12 protein-coding genes are annotated in these 11,772 nt (G+C 42.0%); 4 read left to right on the top strand and 8 right to left on the bottom strand.

Annotated features, from left to right (window positions below; all coding sequences use genetic code 11):
- Positions 1-52: 52 nt before the first annotated feature.
- Positions 53-2,224: a winged helix-turn-helix domain-containing protein gene (locus N477_RS08490; RefSeq protein ID WP_063360158.1), complete on the top strand. Its 2,172-nt coding sequence runs from the start codon at positions 53-55 to the stop codon at positions 2,222-2,224.
- A gap of 9 nt (positions 2,225-2,233) precedes the next feature.
- On the opposite strand, the gene N477_RS08495 is transcribed toward N477_RS08490, so the two are convergent.
- The 8 genes from N477_RS08495 to rpmH all read right to left on the bottom strand — a co-directional run bounded on the left by N477_RS08495 (position 2,234) and on the right by rpmH (position 7,452).
- Positions 2,234-2,965 (bottom strand): TlpA family protein disulfide reductase, encoded by a 732-nt coding sequence (locus N477_RS08495; protein ID WP_063360157.1) that lies wholly within the window; start codon positions 2,963-2,965, stop codon positions 2,234-2,236.
- Positions 2,965-3,423 (bottom strand): TlpA family protein disulfide reductase, encoded by a 459-nt coding sequence (locus N477_RS08500; RefSeq protein WP_063360156.1) that lies wholly within the window; start codon positions 3,421-3,423, stop codon positions 2,965-2,967. The genes N477_RS08495 and N477_RS08500 overlap by 1 nt, the downstream gene beginning before the upstream one ends.
- 19 nt (positions 3,424-3,442) lie before the next feature.
- Positions 3,443-4,111, bottom strand: coding sequence for a cytochrome c biogenesis protein CcdA (locus tag N477_RS08505; RefSeq protein WP_063360155.1), 669 nt, complete (start codon positions 4,109-4,111; stop codon positions 3,443-3,445).
- Positions 4,112-4,483: 372 nt separating this feature from the next.
- Positions 4,484-4,675, bottom strand: coding sequence for a hypothetical protein (locus N477_RS25975; protein WP_155731845.1), 192 nt, complete (start codon positions 4,673-4,675; stop codon positions 4,484-4,486).
- 169 nt (positions 4,676-4,844) lie between these two features.
- Positions 4,845-6,476, bottom strand: coding sequence for a membrane protein insertase YidC (gene yidC / locus N477_RS08510; protein WP_063360154.1), 1,632 nt, complete (start codon positions 6,474-6,476; stop codon positions 4,845-4,847).
- A gap of 8 nt (positions 6,477-6,484) precedes the next feature.
- Positions 6,485-6,709, bottom strand: coding sequence for a membrane protein insertion efficiency factor YidD (gene yidD, locus N477_RS25605; protein ID WP_231098042.1), 225 nt, complete (start codon positions 6,707-6,709; stop codon positions 6,485-6,487).
- Positions 6,710-6,897: 188 nt separating this feature from the next.
- Positions 6,898-7,311: a ribonuclease P protein component gene (gene rnpA / locus N477_RS08515; protein WP_046357211.1), complete on the bottom strand. Its 414-nt coding sequence runs from the start codon at positions 7,309-7,311 to the stop codon at positions 6,898-6,900.
- Positions 7,312-7,317: 6 nt separating this feature from the next.
- The gene (gene rpmH / locus N477_RS08520; RefSeq protein ID WP_005492430.1) at positions 7,318-7,452 is read right to left on the bottom strand and encodes a 50S ribosomal protein L34; all 135 of its coding nucleotides are present in this window, start codon (positions 7,450-7,452) and stop codon (positions 7,318-7,320) included.
- Between the two features lie 694 nt (positions 7,453-8,146).
- Here rpmH and dnaA point away from each other — a divergent pair.
- The 3 genes from dnaA to recF are packed head-to-tail and all read left to right on the top strand — an operon-like array spanning position 8,147 to position 11,769.
- Positions 8,147-9,556 carry a chromosomal replication initiator protein DnaA gene (gene dnaA / locus N477_RS08525; protein ID WP_063360153.1) on the top strand — a complete coding sequence of 470 codons (1,410 nt, stop codon included), beginning with the start codon at positions 8,147-8,149 and terminating at the stop codon, positions 9,554-9,556.
- 10 nt (positions 9,557-9,566) lie between these two features.
- On the top strand, positions 9,567-10,670 hold the full coding sequence (dnaN, locus tag N477_RS08530) for a DNA polymerase III subunit beta (RefSeq protein ID WP_063360152.1): 1,104 nt from the start codon (positions 9,567-9,569) through the stop codon (positions 10,668-10,670).
- A 10-nt stretch (positions 10,671-10,680) separates the two neighbouring features.
- A complete protein-coding gene (recF, locus tag N477_RS08535) occupies positions 10,681-11,769 on the top strand; it encodes a DNA replication/repair protein RecF (protein ID WP_063360151.1) in 1,089 nt (362 codons plus the stop codon).
- Positions 11,770-11,772 lie beyond the last annotated feature (3 nt).

Raw genomic sequence — 11,772 nt, forward strand, 5'->3', positions numbered from 1 at the left:
TTAATCAATAGAGTCAATTACGCAAGATGTAGAGATAAGGAAACTCTGAGCCGTGTTGTTATTTGGTCCATTTCGTTTTGATGCTGAGCGCTTGGTTTTATACACTGGGCAATCGCAGCAGCTTCTTCGTCCTAAAGTCTTACAGTTACTGGCTTACTTTCTCGCACATCCCAACCAAGTCATTAAGCGCGAAACATTATTGAGCGCACTGTGGCAGCACGGTGAATTTCGAGAAGCCGCACTGACACAGAGTATCAATGAATTACGCCAAGCATTGGGCGATAACGCGCAAAGTCCTACTTATATTCGAACGCTACCACAACAAGGCTATCAGTTTATCTGTGAGGTGCACGCCGCAAAATGTGCAACAAAACGTGCCAAGCAAATAGGCGTGGCAGTGAGCCTAGTTGCTGCCTTGTTTTTTGCGGTCGACAAAATTCACGCTATCTGGCCACTATCATCAAGCGAGCAAATTCAGCAAAAACCAGCTTTATTGATTTTACCTTTGCAAAATGAAACGGGAGTCGAGGCCAACGCGTGGTGGGGCTACGCCATCGAAAGCGAATTAAAAGCACAGCTGCAAAACCACTATCAATTAAAACCGAAAAACCAAGCCCCTGAGCTGCTTAAGCTACCAGCAGAGAAACAGCCACATACATTAGCGCTCACTCTGAAACCAAGACAGCAGCGCTTTATCCTGCAAGCCAGCCTAGATGGGAGAACAACAGATGTCATTGTTGAGCAGTTAGGGCATAACTTCAGTGAAATTGCCACAAATGTGCTATTCGCTTTAGAAGTGACGTCCGATCATGAAAATAAAACCGCTGCGCCTGTAAAGGACCTCAGTGATTATTATCGTGGTTTGCAAGCGCTGAACGAGCATGGTCCCGAGCTTGCGAGGTCATATTTTGAGGCGGCTTTAGTACGTGTACCTGAGCATTTACCTTCACAATTAGAGTTAGCGCAGGTAGCTTGGCAGCAAGGGGATGTGACGCAGGCGAAAGCACGCTTTGATAAGATCACATTGGGTGACACGCAGGATGGATTACAAGCTCGTTATCATCTGTATAAAGGGACATTTGAAAAGGCACAGGGGGAGTTTGAAGCGGCGCTCACTAGTGCAGAACTTGGACTGCGAGCAGCACAACAAAGCCAACAAATAGAACTGATCGCCAGTGCTTATCAACTGCAAGCTGATATTTATTGGCATACTTTGCAATGGCAAGATTACACTTTGGCGATGAATGCTGCTTATGCACTCATAGGTAGTCGCTCGTTTGCTTACAGTGAAGCACAACGCTCATTTTATCTTGCAAACCCACCAGCTGCCGGCCCACAGGAAAAAAATCACCTTAACCTAGTACAAAGTAAAAAAGTACTGAGTCAGGCCATAGACTATTATCGACAGATCTCTGCAAACTTAGAATTGGCAACCAGCTTATTTGCGTATGGGCAAAATTATTTAGTGCCCGTGAATGAAGGGGAACAGAGTTTACTGGAGGCGCTGGACATTGTAGCTGATAGTGGCAATGAATATTTTAAAGTGCAAGTACTCACTTACTTAGGGTTTTATTATATTCAGCTCCATCAGGGTGAAAAAGCCTTATCTTATCTGGATCAAGTGCAAATACATGAGTCTTTTTTACCTGCCACTGAGCAACTTCAGTTACTCAAGGCGATGGCGTGGATGGATATCGGCTTGGTGAAAAACGATCAAAACGCATTACATAATGCAAAGCGGCAATATCACCAATTACTTGAGACTGACTATATCTCGCCACTGACACGTGCAAATACGAAACTTATGCTGGCTTGGATTGGGTTAAAGTTGGGGGAGTTAGAAACGGCTCACACATTGACTGAACAGGCTTTAACGGAATATCAACGCTTTGAATTGGCTGATGTGGCGATTTATGCTGAGTATACAAAGATGTATATACATCTTAAACAAGGTCAACCAGAGCAGGCGTTAGCGCTCGCAGATAGCGATAATACCGATGCGCATCTCATGTTGTTTTATACCTCAGCGGCAGCTCAGATGATAAATAACGAGTCTCTTGCTGCACATTCAAAAGCGAAGTTGAGTGCACTCAGAAACAGCGATGGTTTATTGCAGCAATTGGATGAGTTTACACGTTTAGTAGGGCACACAGATAAAAATATTTTGGACTTGTTGGATGCGCCCTACAGTGTTTATTGTCAAAGTAAATGGATTTTAGAGTAATTAGATGACTTATCGCGGCACGTTGGTGCCTCGATAGAGGACTTCCCCCTTATTATCTAACAAAACCCAATAGGGAAGCTCAGTGATTTGATACTGTTCAAATAACTGATTATGGGTATCAAATACAATATCGTGCTTCACCCCAAAGCGCTGTTGGTAATTGAGTGCACTTTGCTTGTCTACATAAAATGGCTTTATCACCGTAATTACATTCTTATTGTGTTGAGCGAGCTGATTATTTTGCTCAATGCGTTTTTCACAATCGGGAATATGCTGAAATGGACAGAGGCTGTCACTGAAAAATAGTACCTGATACTGTTGATGTATCAATGTCTTGGAAAGACTTTTGCCCGATAATGTCTGTAACGGCACCTTGGTATTTGAAGTGGCTTCTGATGGTTCACTACTAATAAGTGCTTCTTTTAAGACCACACGTCCCTCGCTTACAACAACCCTTGTCGGGGTCTTGCGAACTTGAAATTTAAACATGAGTTGATTGTTGTGATCGATGCGGATCCCCTTAAATGTGGGATTGGCTGTGACAAACTGCGTTAAGCTGGGCTTATCAATATTGATATCTGGCTGGATAAAAATGCGCTTTCCTAATGGTTGTGGCAATTTGGTTGATTGGTAATATTCATCCCAGATATTGATAAATACATATTCGGTGGCTGTTGCATGTGCTTTGCAAGTTACCATAAATAAGGCGAATACTAGGCCAAGTTTTGCTTGTATATACATTATTTTCTTCCTTGTAATTCAGTCAGTTTACTTGCTAATTCATCAGTAAATAGCGCACTGCGATAAAGCTCATTGCCTGATCCATCTAATAAAATATGTTGCGGCGTGCCCAATACCGCATATTGACGTGTGATACTACCGTCGCTGTCAAAGACAGTAGGGAAGCGGTAGCCATGTTTTTTCAGGTAATTCGTGATGCTGCGTTTGTTTTGATTGAACCCAATATTGACGGAAATAACTTGATACCCCGTATTGGCTTGTTGATAGCTCTGTTCAAGTAATGGCATTTCTTCAATACAGTAGGCGCACCAAGTGGCCCAAAACTTCAAATAAGTCACCTGACCTTGGCTTGAAATCGCTTGCCCGTCTAGGGTATTAGCTAACAAAGGCGGGTAGGTGGTTGCGTAAATGTTGGTATGTACACCGAGTAAGATGAATAGAGGTGCTAAAGACTTCATAATGGGTTCCTTGTGGTTACTATAGCCAGCTTTTACCAGCCTGAATAAGAAAATATTGCGCCATGATTAAGAGCATGAGTGCGGTGAGGTTATTAACGTGAGCCAGCCACTTCCCTGATTTAGGCAGGGCAGCCAGTAGTCTTGCGCTGGTGCCAGCCAGTAGCAGCAATGTGCTCATACCCAGCGCAAAACTAAATAACAGACTGGCACCGAGTAGAGGTTGCTGTGCGGAAGCAACAAATATCAATAATGCGCCTAGAATAGGCGAGGTACATGGCGCGGCAACTAACGCGCTGATCATGCCCATGATCAAGGGTACGGCACTGGTATTTTTTAGCGCAAAGTGCTGAGTCGGTAATGTGACTAAGCCTTTATTAATGGCAGCAAAAAGCAGTAACACATTGGCAAACCCTAATAGAATGAGTGGATCACTTGCTACTTGACCAAATAGGCTGCCGGTTGTGGCTGCAATAAAGCCCAGCCCAGCATAAATGAATGCAAAACCAATACAGTACAGTAGAGGGGCAATGCGAGGGTGTTTTTGCTGTGCAAAGGTGGCAACGGTAATTGGTAAAATAGGGTATACACAGGGGGTTAGACTGGTTAGTAGGCCGATAAAAAATACGACTGGGATTTGCCAGCCATTGATGTCTGACGTGGTCAATGCCCCTAAAATCGTTTGCTCCATATGCTTGCTCTTATGATGTCGTGAATGAGCTGTTAGAGTGCACGGGCGCGTTTGTAAGGCCTATCAAAGGGGCATCAAATCGATATCAAAATTTATCAAGTCTATGTTTTATTTGATTTTAAAAAGTTATATAAGCCCCTTTAATACACCGAGTATATGCTTGGTTTGCTGAATTTACTCGGTTGGCAAACCATGCTGCTGCGCAACGGCTAATTTATCTGACCAAACTTGGATCTGGTCAATGGGTGTATTGAAGTCTCATCTCTCTTTTTCAGGAAACAGCTGCGTATGTTTAATATCAAAGCTCATTTTACGGATTCATGGGGCGTTATTTTGCCTTCTGATAAAAGCTGCTGAGACAGGGCTATCATTTCATTTGTCGACATTGCATAGGGGTTGTAACGCTGTACAGATGTGTTTGACAGCTGTACAGCGCTGTTGCTGAGCGTGACTGACCGACTCTTGGCTCTGGTGCTCGGCGCGATTTTGATTTGGTTCGTTGTGGGGGGCATTGGGTGTATAAGCGGAGGGAGCTGTTATCGGTGTGCGGTTTGAAGTCATCATTTGTTTTCGTCCTAGAGTTGCAAATGGTGTTTGGCGAATATGTCCTAAATAACAGCAAGTCAAATGCCTAGGCGTACCGGTATGAGAGGGAGTTTAGATGAGCGAATTAGTTGTATGTACAAGATCAAAAACGCCCGCAGAAGCGGGCGTTTTTTAAGGCGGTTACGCGTTAGTCGCGTACTTTGATGCCTTTTTTCTCCATGCCACGATAAATGATAAGCATCTGTGCGATAGAGATTAAGTTCGATACTAACCAGTAAAGTACCAGACCAGATGGGAACCAGATGAAGAAGATAGAGAAGACCACTGGCATGTAGGTCATCACTTTCTGCTGCATTGGATCTGTGATGGTCATTGGTTGAAGTTTTTGCGTTAAGAACATACTCGCACCAAATAGAATTGGTAGCACGTAGTATGGGTCCATCGCTGATAAATCAGTTAACCACAAGCCAAACTCCGCGTGACGTAATTCTGTGGATTCTAGGAATACATAGAATAGCGCTAAGAAGATAGGCATTTGCAGTAATAGTGGGAAACAGCCACCCATAGGGTTCACTTTTTCTTTGCGGTACATTTCCATCATGGCTTGACCGAACTTCTGACGGTCGTCACCGTAGCGCTCTTTTAATTGCTGCATCTTCGGCTGTAATGCACGCATTTTTGCCATTGAGGTGTACTGTGCTTTTGTCAGCGGGTAAAGGATAGTTTTCACGATCACGGTAATACCGATGATAGCTAGACCCCAGTTGCCTAAAATGCCGTATAAGAACTTCAGTAATACAAGTAGAGGCTGAGAAATAAAGAATAACCAACCATAATCCACCGTCAGATCTAAGTCTTCGTGGATCGCTTCAAGTGCATCGGTATCTTTTGGACCCATATAATAAATGGCCGATAACTTTGCTTCAGAGTTAGCTTGAATGTTAACTGGCTCGCCTTTAGCACCAATGATACCTTGATTATTTCTCAGTGAGCTGTAAATGGTGTTGTTGACATCCTGTTGTGGTACCCAAGCACTCACGAAGTAATGCTGGATAAACGATACATAGCCACCTAACGTATTTTCGTTCAGGTTCGCTTTGGCCATATCGTCAAATGCGTACTTTTCATATGGCTCATCTTGTGTGCCATACGCGGTTCCTAAATACGTTTGGGTCATGATGCTGTCTTTGTCTTGTGCCGTACGCTTGATTTGTGTGTACAGTTGAACTTGAACAGGGTTCTCTGTTGCGTTGACCACATCATATTCTAGCGCAACGTCATATTGACCTGCTTTGAATACAAATGTTTTTGTAAATTGAACGCCTTTTTTGTCCACAAATGTCAGCGGCACACGAAGCTCATCACCTGATAGGGTATATGACTTTTGCTCGCTCGAGTAAACAGGGCGACCTTCACTTGATGCATCTGGGCCATTTAGGCCAATCAGACCACTTTGTGAAATATATTGCTTCCCTTCAAATTCACCAAGTAGTAAGTAAGGTATATCGCTACCATGCGTTTCTGCATGTTGAAGAAGTTTGGCTTCAACAATGTCACCACCTTTTGTATCGATTTTAACTGCAAACACATCTGTCGTTACTGTGATAACAGAACGAACAGCTTGAGTTTGTGCAACCGGTACGTCCGCTTCGCTAGAAGTCGGAATATCCGCTTGGTCGTTATTTGAAGGTGAAGTGGCCACTTGTGTGACAGCACTGGTCTCGGCTTTGCTTTGAGCTTGTTCCTCTTGCCATTCACTGAATAGCAAGAAAGAGACTAAAAGCAATCCGATCAATAAAAACGTGCGTTGCGATTCCATAACAGCTCTTATTTCTCGTGTTGTTTATCTTGATTCGATTTTTCAGGGACGGGGTCATCCCCACCTGCGCTTAAAGGGTGACATTTTAATATGCGTTTAACCGCTAACCAACTCCCTTTTGCAATTCCGTGTAAATTAATTGCCTGAATTGCATAACTTGAGCATGTTGGATTAAATCGGCAATGTGGTCCAAACATGGGACTGATAAATTTTTGATAGGCTTTAATAAGCATGATCAAAAATAGACGTATTACCGAAAGCGGATAATCCACCAATCGTTTACACTCGCTTTTGGTCTTCGAGGCGTGTTTCATAGTCGCGAGGTAGACTCGATAATTGAGTGATTAAAAGGTGAGCTAACCTTACCTTAATTCACTTAAAATAGCCATGTTAGGACGGATATAGAAGTATAAAAGCGCTGTTATTTTTTCGGCTTTTTATTGGTAGGGCGTTTTTTATGGTGTTTAGGTTTTGGTGCACCCGGCTTACAACGTTCGTTAATTTTGCGCCAAAGCTTATTTAATTGCTTTGTAAGCTCTTCATTGCTTTGCTCATCTACACCTGTTTTGACCATCAAAACGATATCGATGTTATCTAGCTTATGTCTATTGAGGCGAAAGCTTTCTCTGGCAAGACGCTTAATGCGATTACGTTGACAGGCTTTTTTACAACGTTTTTTAGCAACGGTTAATCCAAGACGTGGGTGACCTACATCATTAGGTTTTGCTAATAGTGTAAAAACAGGGGTCGCTGCACGAGCAGGCTCTTGAAATATGCGGGAGTAATGCGAGGGAGTTAACAGACGTAACTCCCTGCTGAAGCCTAAACCTTCCACTTAATATTAAGCAGAAAGCTCTTTACGGCCTTTAGCACGACGACGTGCTAGTACTTTACGGCCATTTTTAGTAGCCATGCGAGCACGGAAACCGTGAGTACGCTTGCGTTTAAGTACGCTTGGTTGAAAAGTTCTTTTCATAACTAATCCATCCGATCGGTTAAAGTTAAAACATCCTATGCAGGTCGCGATCCTGGCACAGGTGCCATTGCGAGCGCGAGATATTAAAGCCGACGCGCATGAAAGTCAATCATAATTGTGATAGTAGGCTTAATTTATAGGCAATCTGGTGCAAAATTGATAGAAACGCCTGTAATTTACCCAAATAAGGTAATTGATTTTATACTTTCTATATATAGAGAAGGAAATGCCATGGTCTTGCTTATATATGAAGGATCAGCTTTTCTGATCTATCTATATATGATCGAGATCTTAGCTGTGGATCAAGTTGTTTGATCTTGGGCGGGTTTTCCACAGAGCTTGGGCGCAAATTGCAAACAACCTTTGGAAAACTTAAATTGATCGTAATTTTATGGTGAGATCTTGCTCTTTTTTTGATAAGATCTTTTCAAATAAGTGAAATTAAAAACTCATTAAAAACAGCTGCTTATCTTTTTTGTTTGGTGAGATCTTAATTTTTTTAAAAGTCAATATTGATGTTGTGGATAAGATCCCTTCATAATACCCGGCTTCCACCTGTGAATAATTGATAATATACAAACATTTCCGTAGATCTCTGAGTTAGCTGTGAATAACTCTGTTGGTTATTTTGTGAATGCACATTAAAAACCAACCCTACTGATGTACGGGAATAATAACTATTTCGGAGTGCAATGTGTATCTGTCGGTTTGGCAAAGTTGTTTATATGTTTTGCAAGATGAATTGCCGTCGCAGCAATTCAATATGTGGGTTAGGCCACTACAAGCAGAAAGTACCGAAGATACTTTAACCATCTATGCACCTAATCGTTTTGTGTTGGATTGGGTTCGAGAAAAGTACTTAAATCGAATTAATGAACTACTGATTGAAATCTGTGGTGATGAAGCACCAGAGTTACGTTTTGATGTCGGTAGTAAACCGATGGCGCAAGTTCAGCCGCAAGTATCTGCAGAATCATCTATTAGTGATACGCATGCGCCAACAACATCGCATGTATCGTCTAAAAGAGTTGTGCAGGCACCTGTTAACGATGTAAAAGTTGAGCCCGCTCCGAAATCTAGCGTTAAATCTAATATCAAAGAAAACTATACCTTTGATAATTTTGTTGAAGGTAAATCTAACCAGTTAGCAAAAGCTGCGGCAACTCAAGTTGCTGATAACCCAGGCTCTGCTTTTAACCCTGTATTTATATACGGTGGTACTGGCTTAGGTAAAACACACCTCTTGCACGCTGTCGGTAATGGCATTATTGATAAAAAGCCCGATGCAAAAATCGTATATATGCACTCAGAGCGTTTTGTGCAAGATATGGTAAAAGCATTGCAAAACAACGCGATTGAAGAGTTCAAACGTTACTATCGCAGTGTTGATGCATTGATGATTGATGACATTCAATTTTTTGCCAATAAAGAGCGCTCTCAAGAGGAGTTCTTTCATACCTTTAATGCGCTGCTAGAGGGCAATCAACAGATCATTTTGACATCCGATCGCTACCCGAAAGAAATTGAAGGAGTGGAGGATAGATTGAAATCGCGTTTTGGTTGGGGTCTAACCATTGCGATTGAGCCACCAGAGCTTGAGACGCGCGTTGCGATTTTGATGAAAAAGGCACAGCAAAGTAACATTAACTTACCGCATGAAGTTGCATTTTTTATCGCGAAAAAATTGCGCTCGAATGTACGTGAGTTAGAAGGTGCATTGAATCGTGTTATCGCAAATGCGAACTTTACAGGGCGTCCTATCTCCATTGAGTTTGTCAAAGAGGCGTTACGTGACTTGTTAGCATTACAAGACAAGTTGGTAACGATTGACAATATTCAACGTACAGTCGCCGAGTATTATCGTATTCGTGTGTCTGATTTATTGTCTAAGCGACGCAGTCGATCTGTGGCACGTCCTAGACAAGTTGCTATGGCATTGTCAAAAGAACTGACTAACCATAGTTTACCTGAAATAGGCGACGCATTTGGTGGTAGAGATCACACCACCGTATTGCACGCATGTCGTAAAGTAAAAGAACTTCGTGAGGAAAGTCACGAAGTAAAAGAAGATTATCAAAACTTGATCAGAACATTGTCATCTTAAGGGTTGAGTGATGCAAATAACGATAGTAAGAGAACAATTTTTAAAGCCGTTAATGCAGGTGTCTGGTGCCATAGAGCGCAAACACACCCTTCCTATTTTGTCGAATGTGCATTTAGAAGTAAAAAATGGTGTGCTGTCGATGACTGGCACAGACTTAGAAATTGAGTTGGTTGCATCTGTAACGCTCGACAATGATACCGCAGACACCAAGCTCACATTGCCTGCTAAAAAGCTATTAGATATCTGTAAGAGTTTGCCTGATAATTCAGACTTACACTTCAGTACGCAAGAACATCAAGTTTTGTTGACCAGCGGTAAAAGTCGCTTTTCATTGACGACATTGGCTGCAGAAGATTTTCCTAACTTGGAAGAGTGGCAAGGTGAGGTTGAATTTAAGCTCACGCGTCTAGAGTTACGTAAGTTACTTGAAGCAACGCATTTCTCCATGGCCAACCAAGATGTACGTTATTACTTAAATGGTATGTCTTTTGAGGTGGATGGTAACGAGATTAAAACAGTTGCAACAGATGGCCATCGACTCGCTATTGCACAAAAACAACTTGAGCAATCACTTGGTGCACAACGTCAGCTGATCATTCCTCGTAAAGGCGTGTTAGAAATTATGCGTCTACTACCTGCGGATGATGAAGAGTTGACTATACAATTTGGTGCGAATCACTTCCGTATTATTGATCAAGAAGTTATCTTCACCAGTAAGCTCGTTGATGGTCGCTTTCCTGATTATCGTCGTGTCCTACCTCGAGGTGGCGATAAGCTTGTGACGGCTAATCGTGAATGGTTACGTAGTGCATTCCAACGCGTATCTATTCTATCAAATGAAAAGTTTCGCGGTGTTAGGCTTAACTTAAGCAGTGGTGTGCTGAAGATCAGCGCCAATAACCCTGAACAAGAACAAGCTGAGGAAACGGTAGAAGTAAACTATCAAGGTGATGACCTTGAAGTCGGCTTTAATGTTTCATATTTACTGGATGTGTTAAACACCTTAAAAACAGAAGATGTTCAATTTACATTAGCTGATTCAAATAGCAGTGCTTTGATAGAAGGCAGTGGCGAAGATGATGCTATGTATGTTGTAATGCCAATGCGCCTGTAGAGGGCGCTCAATGAGTTTGACACATATTAGCCTCAATGACTTTCGCAACATTGAGGCACTCTCTCTTTCCCCTTCAAAAGATCTTAATTTAATTTTAGGCCAAAATGGTAGCGGCAAAACCAGCCTGCTTGAAGCCATTTATTTCTTATCTAGTGGCCGCTCTTTTCGCACAAATAAACATAAATTGATGATCCGCAGTAGCCAGGCAAAATGCATTGTTCATGGGAAAAAACAATTACATAACTTGTCTATACCAATCGGAATCAGTAAAGATCAAAGCGGAGATACAGAGCTTCGTATTCAAGGCCAAGCAAGTCGTCGCATTGCAGAATTAGCACAAGTTTTACCTGTGCAAGTTATTACACCTGAAAGTTATGAGTTGTTTTTTGGTGGCCCGAAAGAGAGAAGAAAGTTTCTTGATCTAGGTGTGTTCCACGTGGAACATTTGTTTTTCGACGTTTGGAAAAGTTTCAATAAAGTCCTTAAACAACGTAACGCGTTACTGAAAACTAAGCCTGCTAACTGTATTGAGCAGATCAAGTTTTGGGACAAGCAATTTATTGAGTTAGCTGAACAAATAAATATCTATCGAAAAGCGTATATAAGTAGGTTTGAAGGCTATTTTTTTGATAAGATAGGGGGGATTAGCCCTGTTTTTGAAGGCCTTGAAGCTCGCTATGACGCGGGTTGGAAAGGGGAACTAAGTGACGTTCTTCAATCACAGCTTGAGCGTGATCTAAAACTCGGTTATACGAGTCGAGGTCCACATAAAGCGGACTTTAATTTTAAAGTTCATGGTCACAGTGTTGAAGGGATCATGTCTAGAGGACAGCTTAAATTGTTGCTCTACGCGCTTAAGATTACGCAAAATAACTTAATTGAAAAAGAGACTGAAAAGCAGTCGATATTGCTAATCGATGATTTACCATCTGAACTGAGCTCTGAGACTTTAGGGTGTGTAGCAAAGTTACTTGCTATTTGTGATTCCCAATTATTTATCTCAGCTATCAGTTTGGACAGTTTAACGCCTGTTGTGGAACTGCTTGATAAAAATATTGAGATGTTCCACGTGGAACATGGTCGTTTAATAACAAATTAATTG

Origin of the sequence: Pseudoalteromonas luteoviolacea H33-S, from assembly GCF_001625695.1 — a bacterium.
Classification (GTDB): Bacteria; Pseudomonadota; Gammaproteobacteria; order Enterobacterales; family Alteromonadaceae; genus Pseudoalteromonas; species Pseudoalteromonas luteoviolacea_B.